Source organism: Streptococcus infantis, assembly GCF_047460405.1.
Lineage (GTDB): Bacteria > Bacillota > Bacilli > Lactobacillales > Streptococcaceae > Streptococcus > Streptococcus infantis_Q.
Window position 1 is genome coordinate 28,817 of record NZ_JASHGH010000014.1, and the last position, 17,029, is coordinate 45,845.

At 39.7% G+C, this 17,029-nt stretch carries 12 protein-coding genes; 10 read left to right on the forward strand and 2 right to left on the reverse strand.

What is annotated here, in order from left to right:
• The first annotated feature begins 1 nt into the window (after window position 1).
• Window positions 2-2,536, forward strand: a complete 2,535-nt coding sequence (gene mutS, locus QM928_RS07220) for a DNA mismatch repair protein MutS (RefSeq protein ID WP_414294889.1) — start codon at window positions 2-4, stop codon at window positions 2,534-2,536.
• A gap of 40 nt (window positions 2,537-2,576) precedes the next feature.
• Here mutS and QM928_RS07225 read toward each other — a convergent pair whose 3' ends face one another.
• Window positions 2,577-3,035, reverse strand: coding sequence for a DUF3021 domain-containing protein (locus QM928_RS07225; RefSeq protein ID WP_414294888.1), 459 nt, complete (start codon window positions 3,033-3,035; stop codon window positions 2,577-2,579).
• Window positions 3,032-3,472 carry a LytTR family DNA-binding domain-containing protein gene (locus QM928_RS07230; RefSeq protein ID WP_414294887.1) on the reverse strand — a complete coding sequence of 147 codons (441 nt, stop codon included), beginning with the start codon at window positions 3,470-3,472 and terminating at the stop codon, window positions 3,032-3,034. The genes QM928_RS07225 and QM928_RS07230 overlap by 4 nt, the downstream gene beginning before the upstream one ends.
• 343 nt (window positions 3,473-3,815) lie before the next feature.
• Between QM928_RS07230 and rpsL the strand changes: the two genes are divergently transcribed.
• From rpsL to QM928_RS07275, 9 genes are all read left to right on the forward strand, one after another.
• On the forward strand, window positions 3,816-4,232 hold the full coding sequence (gene rpsL, locus QM928_RS07235; protein ID WP_001142333.1) for a 30S ribosomal protein S12: 417 nt from the start codon (window positions 3,816-3,818) through the stop codon (window positions 4,230-4,232).
• Window positions 4,233-4,251: 19 nt separating this feature from the next.
• A complete protein-coding gene (gene rpsG, locus QM928_RS07240) occupies window positions 4,252-4,722 on the forward strand; it encodes a 30S ribosomal protein S7 (protein WP_000087876.1) in 471 nt (156 codons plus the stop codon).
• Between the two features lie 276 nt (window positions 4,723-4,998).
• Entirely contained in the window at window positions 4,999-7,080 is a 2,082-nt protein-coding gene (gene fusA / locus QM928_RS07245; protein WP_414294886.1) for an elongation factor G, read from the forward strand.
• 113 nt (window positions 7,081-7,193) lie between these two features.
• Entirely contained in the window at window positions 7,194-11,588 is a 4,395-nt protein-coding gene (locus QM928_RS07250; protein WP_414294885.1) for a PolC-type DNA polymerase III, read from the forward strand.
• Window positions 11,589-11,663: 75 nt separating this feature from the next.
• Window positions 11,664-12,179: a DnaA ATPase domain-containing protein gene (locus QM928_RS07255; protein WP_414294884.1), complete on the forward strand. Its 516-nt coding sequence runs from the start codon at window positions 11,664-11,666 to the stop codon at window positions 12,177-12,179.
• A 15-nt stretch (window positions 12,180-12,194) separates the two neighbouring features.
• Window positions 12,195-13,145, forward strand: coding sequence for a helix-turn-helix transcriptional regulator (locus tag QM928_RS07260; protein ID WP_414294883.1), 951 nt, complete (start codon window positions 12,195-12,197; stop codon window positions 13,143-13,145).
• A gap of 394 nt (window positions 13,146-13,539) precedes the next feature.
• Window positions 13,540-13,662, forward strand: a complete 123-nt coding sequence (locus tag QM928_RS07265) for a hypothetical protein (protein WP_257375148.1) — start codon at window positions 13,540-13,542, stop codon at window positions 13,660-13,662.
• Window positions 13,663-13,726: 64 nt separating this feature from the next.
• Complete coding sequence (locus QM928_RS07270) at window positions 13,727-15,040, forward strand: DUF262 domain-containing protein (RefSeq protein ID WP_414294882.1); 1,314 nt, start codon at window positions 13,727-13,729, stop codon at window positions 15,038-15,040.
• Window positions 15,034-16,911 carry a DUF262 domain-containing protein gene (locus QM928_RS07275; RefSeq protein ID WP_414294881.1) on the forward strand — a complete coding sequence of 626 codons (1,878 nt, stop codon included), beginning with the start codon at window positions 15,034-15,036 and terminating at the stop codon, window positions 16,909-16,911. Before QM928_RS07270 ends, QM928_RS07275 begins: the two co-directional genes overlap by 7 nt.
• Window positions 16,912-17,029: the final 118 nt, after the last annotated feature.

Sequence of the window (17,029 nt, forward strand, 5' to 3'; positions counted from 1 at the left end):
GATGATGACAGAAAAATTATCACCTGGCATGCAACAGTATGTGGATATAAAAAAACAATATCCAGATGCTTTTTTGCTCTTTCGTATGGGTGATTTTTATGAGTTATTTTACGAAGATGCAGTCAATGCTGCCCAGATACTAGAAATATCACTAACCAGTCGCAATAAGAATGCTGACAATCCTATTCCCATGGCTGGAGTTCCTTATCACTCAGCACAACAGTATATTGATGTCCTAGTGGAGCGTGGCTACAAGGTTGCCATTGCTGAGCAGATGGAGGATCCTAAGCAGGCAGTAGGGGTTGTTAAGCGCGAGGTTGTGCAGGTGATTACCCCTGGTACGGTCGTCGATAGTAGTAAGCCAGATAGCCAAAACAACTTTTTGGTGGCTATCGACCGTGACGGTCAGCAATTTGGTTTGGCATACACGGATCTGGTGACGGGTGATTTTTATGTGACAGGCTTATTGGATTTTACCCTGGTCTGTGGTGAAATCCGGAATCTCAAGGCCAGAGAAGTTGTCATTGGCTATCCCTTAACTGAAGAGGAAGAACAGATTCTCAGCCGTCAAATGAATTTGGTGCTTTCTTATGAGCAAGAATTATTTGAAGACATACATCTGCTGGATCCACGCTTGGCGCCTATTGAACAAGCTGCCAGCAGTAAGCTTCTTAAGTATGTTCATCGGACTCAGATGAGAGAACTGAACCATTTGAAGCCAGTTATCCGTTATGAAATTAAGGATTTCTTGCAGATGGATTATGCAACCAAGGCTAGTTTAGATCTAGTAGAAAATGCTCGTTCTGGCAAGAAACAAGGGAGTCTTTTCTGGTTGTTAGATGAAACCAAGACTGCCATGGGGATGCGACTCCTACGTTCTTGGATCCACCGTCCCTTGATTGACAAGGATCGTATCCTTGAACGTCAGGAGGTTGTACAGGTCTTTTTAGATTATTTCTTTGAACGTAGTGATTTGACAGAAAGCCTAAAGGGAGTCTACGATATCGAGCGTCTGGCTAGTCGTGTGTCTTTTGGGAAAAGCAATCCCAAAGATCTCTTGCAATTAGCGACTACCTTGGGAAGTGTTCCACGAATTCGAGCAATTTTAGAAGGAATGGAGCAACCAGCTCTTGCCTATCTGATTGAACAATTAGATCCTATTCCTGAGTTGGAAAATCTCATTAGTGCAGCCATTGCTCCAGAGGCACCTCATGTCATTACCGAAGGCGGTATTATTCAGACTGGCTTTGACGAGACCTTGGACAAGTATCGTCGGGTACTGAGAGAAGGGACCAGCTGGATTGCTGAGATTGAGGCCAAGGAAAGAGAAAATTCTGGCATTAATACGCTCAAGATTGACTACAATAAAAAAGACGGCTACTATTTCCATGTGACCAATTCTCAGCTTGGTAACGTACCAGCCCACTTTTTCCGTAAGGCTACGCTAAAAAACTCTGAACGTTTTGGGACAGAGGAGTTGGCTCGTATCGAGGGAGAAATGTTAGAGGCGCGTGAGAAATCAGCAAACTTAGAGTATGAAATTTTTATGCGGATCCGTGAGGAGGTTGGCAAGTATATCCAACGCCTGCAAGCCCTAGCCCAAGGAATCGCTACTGTCGATGTCTTGCAAGGTTTGGCAGTAGTAGCAGAAAATCAGCACTTGATTCGACCAGAGTTCGGAGAGGATTCACGAATTGACATCCAAAAGGGACGTCATGCTGTTGTTGAAAAGGTCATGGGAGCCCAAACCTATATTCCCAACAGCATCCAAATGGATGAAGATACTAGCATCCAACTGATTACAGGACCTAACATGAGCGGGAAGTCAACCTATATGCGCCAGCTAGCTATGACAGCAGTCATGGCACAGATGGGATCTTATGTTCCAGCTGAGAGTGCTAGTCTTCCTATTTTTGATGCTATCTTCACTCGTATTGGGGCAGCGGATGACTTGGTGTCAGGTCAGTCAACCTTTATGGTCGAGATGATGGAAGCTAATAATGCTATTGCACATGCGACTGAGAATTCTCTCATTCTCTTTGATGAGCTTGGACGCGGAACGGCAACTTATGATGGCATGGCCTTGGCCCAGGCAATTATCGAGTATATCCATGAACATATCGGAGCCAAGACTCTCTTTGCAACTCACTACCATGAATTGACTAGCTTAGAATCTAGCCTGGAACATCTGGTTAATGTCCACGTGGCTACGCTTGAGCAAAATGGACAGGTTACCTTCCTTCACAAGATCGAAGCAGGACCAGCAGACAAATCATACGGTATTCACGTAGCTAAGATTGCAGGATTACCGACAGATTTGCTAGTAAGGGCAGATGCAATATTAACTCAATTAGAGAATCAAGGTCAGGAAAGTCCTGCTCCAATGAAACAAACACATGCAGTTTCTGAACAAATTTCCCTATTTGACTCGGCGGAAGAAAATCCTATTCTAGCAGAATTGGCTAAAGTAGATGTGTACAATATGACACCGATGCAAGCCATGAACCTCTTGTTAGAATGGAAGCAAAAATTATAAGCAAAAACCCACTCAGTCCTGTGAGTGGGTTTCTGTTGTATTATTTCTTCTGAGCCAATAATTGGTTGATGTGGGCAACCTTCTTTGATTCTCTTTTATAGAGAATCGCCCAGATGATGAGATAGACGATGGCAAACTCTGGGATGAGTTGAAGGATGAAAGTCCAGCGAAGTGGAAACCAACCTGCCAGAATTGCTAGAGGAACAAAACCTAATAGCATGAGGAAGAAGTGAGTGACAGTCGCACGAAGAAGGCTCCAGTCTTTGGCAAAGAGACGGCTACCAAAACTAAAGAGGACTCCGATAGCTGCCCAGATAATCGTAGAGTAGAGCAAGACCAGAGAACCATGGGCTTGATGCTCTCTCATGAATTGACCAACGGGAGATTCAGGGCTGAGAGGTGCGTAGTTGCTTGGTGAATAGATAAAAGAAAAGATAATGGATAGGATGAGGCCGATGAGGATACCAGTTGTGGCATCGTGGAATACTTGTTTTTTCATAGTTCTAATTTCTCCTTTATGGTTTTGAGGTAACGGCGAGATGAGTAGGTGAAACTGTCATTTTTTAGATAGATTTCAATCAAGCCGTTAGAGGTTAGTTTTAGATGACTAATAGCATCAATGTTGACAATTTCAGATTGGGAAATCTGGATAAAGGAAGTAGGCAAAATGTCAACTGCTTGGTAGAGACGGATATCAAGAGCATATGTCTGCTGATCAGTCTCGGCTAAGACCTTTCGATTTTCAATATAGATTCGTTGAATCTTACTAATCTGAATCAAGTAGACCTGGTCTTGGAATTTTCCTTTAAGAGTTTCTTTTTGATCCAGTGATTGAACAAAGTCTTGAACTTTTTGAACTCTAGGGGACAAAGATGGTGCTTCTATGATGATTTGTTCTTCTGCATATTGTTGATCAATGTCAAGTCTGACTTTCATATTTTCTCCTTTGTAAAGCTGTAATAGAGATCTCTTACTTACAAATCTATTAAACACCATTTTCTTGGCAATTACAAGAAGCTTTGTCTATGTGGTCGGTTGAAGAGCCTATCTGGTAGGTGACCGTTTTCATAGAATTTTTAGAGTAAAGAAGTCAAAAAATAAGAAGAAATATATTGACAAAAATAGAAAAAACGTGGTACAATAATAGACGGTACTTTTTACTTTTGGTCTCTCAAGAGTGTACAGGGACGTGCTGACAAATGTTGCAAAAGTACACACAGATGATAGCTGTCACCAAGTGTATCATCACCAAAAATAAAAAAAACACAGGAGAATGTAGATGCCTACAATTAACCAATTGGTTCGCAAACCGCGTAAATCAAAAGTAGAAAAATCTAAATCACCAGCTTTGAACGTTGGTTACAACAGTCATAAAAAAGTTCAAACAAACGTTTCTTCACCACAAAAACGTGGTGTTGCAACTCGTGTTGGAACAATGACACCTAAAAAACCTAACTCTGCCCTTCGTAAATTTGCTCGTGTACGTTTGAGCAACCTTATCGAAGTTACTGCCTACATCCCAGGTATCGGACACAACTTGCAAGAGCACAGCGTGGTGCTTCTTCGCGGTGGACGTGTAAAAGACCTTCCAGGGGTACGTTACCATATCGTCCGTGGTGCACTTGATACTGCAGGTGTTAACGATCGTAAACAAGGCCGTTCTAAATACGGTACTAAACGTCCGAAAAAAGCATAAGGAAAGGGGATAAAGAGAAATGAGTCGTAAAAATAGAGCTCCAAAACGTGACGTATTGCCAGATCCGCTTTACAATTCACAATTAGTTACTCGTCTTATCAACCGCGTTATGCTTGACGGTAAACGTGGTACAGCTGCTTCAATCGTTTACGGTGCTTTTGAACAAATCAAAGAAGTTACTGGTAACGATGCACTTGAAGTATTTGAAACAGCTATGGAAAACATCATGCCTGTACTTGAAGTACGTGCACGTCGTGTTGGTGGTTCTAACTACCAAGTCCCAGTTGAAGTTCGTCCAGAACGTCGTACAACACTTGGACTTCGTTGGTTGGTAACAATCGCTCGCCTTCGTGGTGAACACACAATGCAAGACCGTCTTGCAAAAGAAATCTTGGATGCTGCTAACAACACTGGTGCAGCAGTTAAGAAACGTGAAGACACTCACCGTATGGCTGAAGCTAACCGTGCCTTCGCACACTTCCGTTGGTAAAATCATGATGCTGGGAACGGCAAGGATGCAAAGTGAAAATAGGAAACTAACGCAGTATTCGATGAATACAAGGAAGTTTATCTTTTTCACACAGCATCCCGTTCCGGCTCAAATCGGCTAATTAACTTTAGCCCTTGTTCAACTCAACTTAACATCTCGCAAGTTGAAACCAACAATAACATGAAAACATTGAGAACGGGTGGGTCCTGCCTATCCGTTTTTATTAAATCGTGTTATAATAGAATAGAAATAAAAAATATAGGAGAAACAAACCTCATGGCACGCGAATTTTCACTCGAAAAAACTCGTAATATCGGTATCATGGCTCACGTCGATGCTGGTAAAACAACTACAACTGAGCGTATCCTTTACTACACTGGTAAAATCCACAAAATCGGTGAAACTCACGAAGGTGCGTCACAAATGGACTGGATGGAGCAAGAGCAAGAACGTGGTATCACTATCACATCTGCTGCGACAACAGCTCAATGGAACAACCACCGCGTAAACATCATCGACACACCAGGACACGTGGACTTCACAATCGAAGTACAACGTTCTCTTCGTGTATTGGACGGTGCGGTTACAGTTCTTGACTCACAATCAGGTGTTGAGCCTCAAACTGAAACAGTTTGGCGTCAAGCAACTGAGTACGGAGTTCCACGTATCGTATTTGCCAACAAAATGGACAAAATCGGTGCTGACTTCCTTTACTCAGTAAGCACACTTCACGACCGTCTTCAAGCAAACGCACACCCAATCCAATTGCCAATCGGTGCTGAAGATGACTTCCGCGGTATCATCGACTTGATCAAGATGAAAGCTGAAATCTATACTAATGACCTTGGTACAGATATCCTTGAAGAAGATATTCCAGCTGAATACCTTGACCAAGCTCAAGAATACCGTGAAAAATTGGTTGAAGCAGTCGCTGAAACTGATGAAGACTTGATGATGAAATACCTCGAAGGTGAAGAAATCACTAACGAAGAATTGAAAGCTGGTATCCGTAAAGCGACTATCAACGTTGAATTCTTCCCAGTATTGTGTGGTTCTGCCTTTAAGAACAAGGGTGTTCAATTGATGCTTGATGCGGTTATCGACTACCTTCCAAGCCCACTTGATATCCCAGCGATCAAAGGTATCAACCCAGATACAGATGAAGAAGAAACTCGTCCAGCATCTGATGAAGAGCCATTTGCAGCTCTTGCCTTCAAGATCATGACTGACCCATTCGTAGGTCGTTTGACATTCTTCCGTGTTTACTCAGGTGTTCTTCAATCAGGTTCTTACGTATTGAATACTTCTAAAGGTAAACGTGAACGTATCGGACGTATCCTTCAAATGCACGCTAACAGCCGTCAAGAAATCGACACTGTTTACTCAGGTGATATCGCTGCTGCTGTTGGTTTGAAAGATACTACAACTGGTGACTCATTGACAGATGAAAAAGCTAAAATCATCCTTGAGTCAATCAACGTTCCAGAACCAGTTATCCAATTGATGGTTGAGCCAAAATCTAAAGCTGACCAAGATAAGATGGGTATCGCCCTTCAAAAATTGGCTGAAGAAGATCCAACATTCCGCGTTGAAACTAACGTTGAAACTGGTGAAACAGTTATCTCTGGTATGGGTGAACTTCACCTTGATGTCCTTGTTGACCGTATGCGTCGTGAGTTCAAAGTTGAAGCGAACGTAGGTGCTCCTCAAGTATCTTACCGTGAAACATTCCGCGCTTCTACTCAAGCACGTGGATTCTTCAAACGTCAGTCTGGTGGTAAAGGTCAATTCGGTGATGTTTGGATTGAATTTACTCCAAACGAAGAAGGAAAAGGATTCGAATTCGAAAACGCAATCGTCGGTGGTGTGGTTCCTCGTGAATTTATCCCAGCGGTTGAAAAAGGTTTGGTAGAATCTATGGCTAACGGTGTTCTTGCAGGTTACCCAATGGTTGACGTTAAAGCTAAGCTTTACGATGGTTCATACCACGATGTCGACTCATCTGAAACTGCCTTCAAGATCGCTGCATCTCTTGCACTTAAAGAAGCTGCTAAGACTGCACAACCAGCTATCCTTGAACCAATGATGCTTGTAACAATCACTGTTCCAGAAGAAAACCTTGGTGATGTTATGGGTCACGTAACTGCTCGTCGCGGACGTGTAGATGGTATGGAAGCACACGGTAACAGCCAAATCGTTCGTGCTTACGTTCCACTTGCTGAAATGTTCGGTTACGCAACAGTTCTTCGTTCTGCATCACAAGGACGTGGTACATTCATGATGGTATTCGACCACTACGAAGATGTACCTAAGTCAGTACAAGAAGAAATCATTAAGAAAAACAAAGGTGAAGAATAATTCACCGTCACTTTAAAAGAAGTCACTTTGTGGCTTCTTTTTCTGTTTGGTAGAAATAGGAAAAAGTGCCTCAAATATGGTAAAATAGAAGGAGTATATTGTGAGGAAAATGGATGTCAACCACTTTTGAAATTTTAATGAATCAGTTGGGAATACCCGCTGAAATGAGAAATCATGAGGCCTTCTCTCAAGCTGAAATAGAACAAGTTATTGTTCATAAACGAAGCAAAGTTTGGGAGTTTCGTTTTGTTTTTGAAAATATCTTGCCTTTTGAACTTTTTCTAGAGTTGAAAAGGGGCTTGAAAGAAGAATTCTCAAAAACTGGAAATCAGGCTAGTTTTGAGATAAAAACGAGAAATCAGGAATTTTCTAGAGAACTTTTACAAGCCTACTATCGAGAGGCTTTTTCGGATGGACCTTGCGCCAGTCAAGGTTTTCGTTCCATGTATCAAAATTTTCAGGTGCGTTTTGAAAATGATCAGTTGATTATTGAAGCCTCTGAGGCAGCAGATACAGAGCATTTTAGAAAAAATCATCTGCCAAATCTTAGCAAACAGCTGGAATTTTTTGGTTTTCCTAAACTTTCTTGCATCTTAGAAAAAAATGAAGATCTCACAAGGGAAGAACAAGAAGCCTTTCAGACGGAAAATCAAATGATTATTCAAGCAGCCAATGAAGAAACTCTTCGGGCTATGGAACAGTTAGAACAGATGGCACCGCCTCCTCCAGTTGAGGACAAACCTGTCTTTGATTTTCAAGCCAAGAAGGCAGCTGCTAAGCCTAAACTTGACAAGGCAGAGATTACTCCTATGATTGAGGTTAATACTGAGGAAAATCGTCTGGTTTTTGAAGGAGTTGTCTTTGATGTCGAGCAGAAGGTGACTAGAACAGGTCGTGTTTTGATTAACTTCAAGATGACAGACTACACTTCTAGCTTCTCCATGCAAAAATGGGTCAAAAACGAAGAAGAAGCTCTGAAGTTTGACATGATCAAGAAAAATTCCTGGCTCCGTGTTCGTGGGAATGTTGAGGTCAATAATTTCACGCGAGACTTGACCATGAATGTACAGGATGTTCAGGAAGTCGTCCACTATGTGCGTAAAGACTTGATGCCAGAGGGTGAGCGTCGCGTTGAGTTTCATGCCCATACTAACATGTCGACTATGGATGCTCTGCCTGAGGTCGAAGAAATCGTTGGTACAGCAGCCAAATGGGGTCACAAAGCGGTTGCTATTACAGATCATGGCAATGTTCAATCCTTCCCTCATGGCTATAAAGCTGCCAAGAAAGCTGGGATCCAGCTCATTTATGGAATGGAAGCCAATATCGTTGAGGACCGGGTTCCTATCGTTTATAACGAAGTTGAGATGAACCTTTCTGAAGCTACCTATGTAGTCTTTGACGTGGAGACAACAGGACTTTCAGCTATCTATAATGACTTGATTCAGGTGGCAGCTTCCAAGATGTATAAGGGCAATATCATTGCTGAATTTGATGAATTTATCAATCCTGGGCACCCCTTATCAGCCTTTACAACCGAATTGACAGGGATTACCGATGACCATGTGAAAAATGCTAAACCCTTGGTTCAAGTTCTGAAAGAATTCCAAGAATTCTGTAAAGATACCGTTCTTGTAGCCCATAATGCAAGCTTTGACGTTGGTTTTATGAATGCCAACTATGAGCGTCACGGTCTTCCAAAAATTAGTCAACCAGTCATCGATACGCTAGAGTTTGCAAGAAATCTTTATCCTGAATACAAACGCCATGGTCTAGGGCCTTTGACTAAGCGTTTTGGTGTTGCCCTAGAACACCACCACATGGCCAACTATGATGCGGAAGCAACTGGCCGTCTGCTCTTTATCTTTATTAAGGAAGTAGCAGAAAAGCATGGTGTGACAGATTTGGCACGATTAAACCTTGATTTAATCAGTCCAGATTCTTATAAAAAAGCTCGCGTCAAGCATGCAACTATCTATGTGAAAAATCAGGTGGGCTTGAAAAATATCTTTAAGCTGGTATCTCTGTCAAATACCCAGTATTTTGAAGGAGTACCACGGATTCCACGTACGGTACTGGATGCTCATCGAGAAGGTTTAATCTTGGGTTCTGCTTGTACAGAAGGGGAAGTCTTTGATGCAGTCGTATCACAAGGTGTTGATGCAGCGGTCGAAGTGGCTAAATACTACGACTTTATCGAGGTGATGCCTCCGGCAATCTATGCACCTCTGATTGCCAAAGAGCAGGTCAAGGACATGGAGGAGCTCCACACCATTATTAAGAGTTTGATAGAGGTTGCAGATCGTCTCGGCAAGCCAGCTCTTGCGACAGGAAATGTCCACTATCTCGAACCTGAGGATGAAATTTATCGAGAAATCATCGTGCGAAGTCTAGGTCAGGGAGCTATGATTAACCGAACTATCGGCCATGGAGAAGCTGCCCAACCAGCTCCGCTACCAAAGGCACACTTTAGAACAACTAATGAAATGTTGGATGAATTTGCCTTTCTAGGGGAAGACTTGGCTCGTAAGATTGTCATTGAAAATACCAATTCTTTAGCAGAAATCTTTGAGCCTGTTGAGGTCGTTAAAGGTGACTTGTATACACCTTTCATTGACCAAGCCGAAGAAACAGTTGCTGAATTAACCTATAAAAAAGCCTTCGAAATCTATGGAAACCCACTCCCAGATATCGTTGATTTGCGGATTGAAAAGGAATTGACCTCTATCTTGGGGAATGGATTTGCCGTGATTTATCTGGCTTCACAGATGCTGGTGCACCGTTCCAACGAACGGGGTTACTTGGTTGGTTCCCGTGGGTCTGTTGGATCTAGTTTCGTTGCGACCATGATTGGGATTACCGAGGTCAACCCTCTCTCTCCTCACTATGTCTGTGGTCAGTGTCAGTACAGTGAGTTTATCACGGATGGTTCCTACGGTTCAGGTTTTGATATGCCAGATAAAGACTGTCCTAACTGTGGGCACAAGCTCAGTAAAAATGGACAGGATATTCCTTTCGAGACCTTCCTTGGTTTTGATGGGGACAAGGTACCTGATATCGATTTGAACTTCTCTGGGGAGGACCAGCCGAGTGCCCACTTGGATGTTCGTGATATCTTTGGAGAAGAGTATGCTTTCCGTGCAGGAACAGTTGGTACGGTAGCAGCTAAGACAGCCTATGGATTTGTCAAGGGTTACGAGCGTGACTATGGCAAGTTCTACCGTGAAGCCGAAGTAGAGCGGCTAGCCCAAGGAGCTGCAGGTGTTAAACGGACGACCGGTCAGCACCCAGGGGGAATCGTTGTTATTCCAAACTATATGGATGTTTATGACTTTACCCCTGTGCAGTATCCTGCAGATGATGTGACTGCTGAATGGCAGACCACTCACTTTAACTTCCACGATATCGATGAGAACGTCCTCAAGCTCGATGTCCTTGGTCATGATGATCCAACCATGATTCGAAAACTTCAGGACTTGTCGGGAATTGATCCAAATGATATCCCTATGGATGATCCAGGTGTCATGGCTCTCTTCTCGGGAACGGATATTTTGGGAGTGACGCCTGAACAAATCGGTACTTCAACTGGTATGCTTGGTATTCCAGAATTTGGAACTAACTTTGTTCGGGGAATGGTCGATGAAACTCATCCGACGACCTTTGCGGAGTTGCTCCAGCTTTCTGGTCTGTCTCACGGTACCGACGTATGGTTGGGAAATGCTCAAGACTTGATTAAGGCTGGAATTGCGGACCTGTCAACCGTTATCGGATGTCGGGATGACATCATGGTTTATCTCATGCATGCTGGTCTAGATCCTAAGATGGCCTTTACCATCATGGAGCGTGTACGTAAGGGATTGTGGCTCAAAATCTCTGAAGAAGAGCGCAACGGTTATATCGAAGCTATGAAGGCCAACAATGTACCTGAATGGTACATCGAATCTTGTGGGAAAATCAAGTATATGTTCCCTAAAGCCCACGCGGCTGCCTATGTTATGATGGCCTTGCGTGTAGCCTACTTCAAGGTTCACCATCCGATTTATTATTACTGTGCATACTTCTCCATCCGTGCCAAGGCCTTTGATATCAAGACCATGGGGGCAGGCTTGGATGCTATCAAACGCAAGATGCAAGAAATTGCTGAAAAGCGCAAGAACAATGAAGCTTCTAACGTAGAAATTGACCTCTATACAACGCTTGAAATCGTTAATGAGATGTGGGAACGTGGCTTCAAATTTGGCAAGTTGGACCTCTATCGCAGTGATGCGACTGAATTCATCATCGATGGAGACACCCTCACCCCACCATTTGTCGCTATGGATGGTCTAGGTGAGAACGTTGCCAAGCAATTGGTGCGAGCTCGTCAAGAAGGTGAGTTCCTCTCTAAAACCGAACTACGCAAGCGTGGTGGGCTCTCATCAACCTTGGTTGAAAAGATGGATGAAATGGGCATTCTCGGCAATATGCCAGAGGACAACCAGTTGAGTCTGTTTGATGATTTGTTTTAAATAAAAATTAACAGACGGACAAATATTGTCCATCTGTTTTGTTATACTTATACTATAAAAAAGAAAGAGGTTTAAATGATGAACAATACAGGCTTAAATAACAAATATCAATTTGAAAATTTTGTAGAAAAAGATGGTAATGATTTAGCAAAGAAAGGAGCCTTAGCAGTAGTTGAGAACCTAGGATTAAAATATAATCCCCAATATAATCCCCTTTATATTTATGGGGAATCAGGTTCAGGAAAAACACATCTCCTGCAAGCAATTGGTAATAAGGTTCTTGAAAATAATCCAGAAAAACGAGTAAAATACATTTCTGCCGTAAACTTATTGGAAAATGAGCTAGAAATACAAAAAGTTAGAAATGAGGAGTTTGATCTCCTAATCGTAGATGATATTCAGGTATTGGGAGAAAAGGATATTCTTATTCAAGAAAAATTTTTTAATCTTTTTAATTCTCAACATTTTAAGAATAAACAAATGGTTTTCTCTAGTGACACTGAACCAGATCAATTGGAAAATGTACCTTCTAGTTTGATTGTGCGTTTTAAATGGGGGATGACAGCGTGTCTAACATCGCTTGAAGATTAACAAAAAGGACATTAGATGAATGATCAAGAGAGACTACTAACAATCTTTTTACGCTTACAGTTTGGGACTCCGTTAGGAAAAAAGCAATTAGCCCAGGAATTTGAGGTTAGTGAAAAGACGATACAGAGAGATTTTTCGCTACTCCGTGATATTTTATCCAGTCATCCCGATTTTAGTGGAGAATTGTTTTATAGTCGTAAAACGAATAAGTATAGCCTATCAAGTAAGTCAGTTTTTAATAAAGAGGATATTCTCGTTATTTCAAAGATTTTATTGGAAAATCGAGCACTGAATAAACCAGAAATTGATAGCTTACTAAAAAATTTACTTGCCTTAGTTCCTCGTGATGACCAGAAAGAAATTGAGCAGATCATTGGCAGTGAAAAACTTAACTATACTCCCTTAACGGATCAGCAAGATAGAGTAGAGAAAATTTGGGATTTATCGGAAGCTATTTTGCATGAACAGGTTCTAGATATTATCTATCAAAACCCGTATTCTGAGTCTTCTAAGAAGCAGACTGTTTTGCCAGTCTCTCTTTATTATGATAGTCATTATTTCTATCTGGTTGTATACCAGTTGAAATATGAGACTTATATTACTTTAAGAGTAGACCGTATCCAGTCCTGGTCTCATAGTGATATAGAGAAACCCTCTATTTCTTATCGAGATAAATTTAGAGATGGAGACATTCGTAACGAGAGAGTAGACGCTTTTATCGGGAAGAAAATCAGTATTGAGATCGAGTTCTTGTACGATCCTACTATTGTGATGGATCAATTCCCAAATGCAAAAATAGTTGGGAAAAATGGTAGCTGGACTCATTTTAAGTTTGAAAGTCAGCATACACCGGGTCTTAAACGCTGGTTGCTGGGACAAGGGGAAGCAGTTACTGTTTTGTCTCCTTGGATTTTAGTAGAGGATATGAAGCGGACCGTTCAAGAAATGATAGATAAATATAGATGAGGATAAAATGAGTATTCAATTTACTTCTAAAAAAGTTGGAGAACTATGGATAAATGATTTTTATTCAAACGTTATCAATCTTAAATGAACAAAAGTCATAATTACAAGATGCAGTAACTGATTGATTTAATTGTTCATTTTCTAAGTTCGGAAGAATGTTACACTATCTTTTCAGAAGTAGGACAGAACGAAATTTGCTAAAAATCGTACTATTTTACTCCTGTAATTATATACTGGTATTCTCAAATATAGAAAATTTATTGTAGTTGGTCTTAAATTGAGAAAAATAATATTATGTTCTACATAGACAATATTGATTTTACAATTTTTATATGCTATACTACCTCTAATGATTAATATATAATTAATAAAGAAGTAGAAAGGTGATGGAGATATGACTGAATGGATTGTTATTGATCAGTTTGGCAACATGATTGCACAAGGATTTTGGACAAAGGAAGCAGCAGAACAGTATTCAAAAAATATTCCTAATACAAGTGTTATTCAAAAGAATTAGCCACTCTTAACTACAGATTCATATGAATTTGTAGTTTTTTTAAAATACTATAAAGGCGGATAAAATGAGTATTCAATTTACTTCTAAAAAAGTTGGAGAACTATTGAAAGAAGAGGATTTGCGGATTCCTTCTTATCAAAGACCTTATAAATGGAACAGAAAGCATATCCGTAATCTTTTTTATGATCTACGAGATGCTATGGGGAAAAAGGAATATCAGATAGGCTCCGTTATCTTGCATGAAAATGATGGACACTTAGATATTGTCGATGGACAGCAACGGCTAATTTCAATTTCTTTGTTTCTTCATTTATTAGATGATTTAGAGAATTATAAGGGTGCTAATCAACTGTTGAGTGCTGCTGAATTTGGAGAGATATCTTGCTATCATGCGAGTGAAAATTATAATGAGTGGAAAAATTTGACTCAATTAGTTGGGGAAAATCAGGCAAAAGATATTTGCAACTTTTTATTGGAAAACTGTGCTGTATCTGTGATTACTATGCCCCAAGAACGATTATCAGAAGCCTTTCAGCTATTTGATTCTCAGAATAATCGTGGAAAATCTCTAGAACCTCATGATTTGCTCAAAGCCTATCATCTTCGCAAGCAAGATTCAGAAGATGAAAAGATTGTTGAAAAGTGGGAGCAATTTGTAGAAGATAAAGATTTAAGTCTCAAAGAGTTGTTTGATAAACATCTTTTTCGTATGAGACGTTGGTCGCGAGGAGAGACAGGATTGACAAACAAGCGTTATGGATCTTATCTCCGTTTTACAGAGGATTTTATTGATGATTTTAAAGGCGTTGATTTGAATCAGAAGTTTCCATACCTAGAATTGTATCGTCATATTGAAAAATTTCCTCTTTCGATTACTATGCCAATCATTGACGGAAGTAAATTTTTTGAGTATATTGAATCTGCTCATGAAACTATTAAAGATCATAAAGATTTTTTAAATGAAAGGTTAGGATTTTCTGATGAGCCTGAAGAGGGAGAAAAAAATGTAGCTTACCCAGAAGGCATGTTGAACATTTACAATAGCTCAAAGGGACGCTATCTCAAATGCTACAATCTGTTTCTAAATATTTGCTCTCTTTTTGCAGAGAGATTTGGAAAAGATGAGCTATCAAAGGAGATAATAGAGACCTTGTTTATTTGGTCTTATTACCCTCGAGTTAAGTCTAAAGCTATATATGATGCAACGGTAGGGAAATACGCCGCTGGTGGAAGTTTTAGACAAAAAGAGGCTCAAAAGCTATTTCAACTTTTATCCCATGCTGTGACTCCTAATGATTTCATGGTCAAGATAGATAGAGAATTATTTGAAAATTATACTGTGGAACAAATTATAGAAGAGGAAAAAGATAAATGGTAGAAACACATATAAGCTTATCTGTTAATCGTTTGTTAAATGAAGATACCTATGCTATTCCTCTTTATCAGAGAAATTTTGCCTGGACTTATGATGAAATTGAGCAGTTATTGAACGACGTAGCAGATGCTTTTCAAGAAAATAGAGACAATTACTATATTGGAACATTAGTCGTTAATAAAGAGAATGACATTTTCAAAATCATAGATGGGCAACAACGGACAACAGCCCTTAATTTGATTGCCTTAGTTTTGAAGCATGAGTTTGGTTTTGATAGATTGAAAGCTGTCAATCTTACCTTTCCAGCTAGGAAGAAATCAAATGAGAATATTCAAAAACTATTTACTAAGCAAAAAATCTCTGAGGACGATGAAAATGAATTAACTAGAGGTTATGGGCATGCTAAAGATGCATTGAAAAAAGTGCTAGAAGAGCGCCAGCTTAATCCACAGTCTTTCGTTGATTATCTTTTTGAGAATGTCATCATTTTTCGGAGTATACTTCCTGAAGATTTAGATTTGAATCTTTATTTCGAACGTTTCAACTCTCGAGGAGAACAACTAGAGGCTCATGAGATTCTCAAGGCGCAAATGATGGCTAAATTCGGTACAGATCAAGAAATGGCTCAAAAGTTTGCAAGAATTTGGGATGCCTGTGCAGAGTTTGATAAGCCAGTATCAAGTCAATTTAAGATGCGACGGAAGAGAGCAGATGATTTTCAAGAACGCGAACGTATTTTTGGATGGCATTTTACAAATTACTCATTTCATAATATTTATGATGATATTGATTTTTATCAAAATGAAAGAAGAAAGTTATCAGATATATTAGGAAAAAAGATAAATGAAAAAAATATAGAAGTAGAAAAAGATTTTGGTGATTATACCCAAGTTATCGATTTTCCAACCTTCCTACTCCATGTATTGGCAATTTGGGAAGGTAAGGATACCAATGAGGTTCAGTTAGACGACAAGAAACTTTTAGCTCTATTTGATATAAAAAATAAAAATAAGACTTGGATTATTGAATTCAGTGAATTTCTTCTTAAAATAAAACATATTTTTGATAATTACATCGTTAGAAATTCAAATATGGATTCTTCAAGCAGAAATAAGGATGAATGGTTTTTGCAGAAGGGGACTTATTATGAATATCAACCTAATGGAAAAGCGAAAGAGCATTACATAGTTGAAGAACGCTTTACTAAGAATACATTTTCAGATTCGGAAATTAACAAAAATATTATTCTTCTTCAATCTATGTTTGCTGTGACCTTTACTGCTAATCGTGATAGTCGTTGGTTATATGAGATTTTACAATTTCTCTTCAGACATATTGAAGAACTAAATGATCAAGAATTTGGTGCTCATTTTAAAGAATTTCTTGAAAAAATGGCAGTGAGATATGCTGAGGAAAGATTGTTTACCGAAGATAAAAGTATCAAAAAATATGGGGCAATTCCTGTTTATGCTTTTAATTTTGTAGATTATGTTTTATGGAAAAATCGTGAAGAATTGAAGAAAGATTACGATATTGAGTTTGGAGATTTTAAATTTGCTTATCGTCGCTCAATAGAGCATTGGTATCCTCAGAATCCAAATGGACATGATGGAGAGAGACAATTACCTGCTGAGTTTTTACATTCTTTTGGTAACCTTTGTATTATTACCGATAGTCAGAACTCCCGGTTTGGAAATTCCTATCCAGAGGCTAAATTAGAACAATGGGAAAGAGAAGGGATATTCCATCGTCAGAGCTTAAAATTACAGATGATGGCAGAAATAACTTCTAAAAACAATAGATGGGATATTTGTGAGATTCAATCTATGGAAAAAGAAGTGGAAAGATATGTACACGACTTTTGTGATAGTTAAATAAAAACAAGCTTTATTAGGCTTGTTTTTAAATTTACATCATATGTGATATACTAGTAAGGGAAGAATTTTGAGTAAGACAAATATGCTCAAAGATTTGAAATAAAAATAGAAAAGA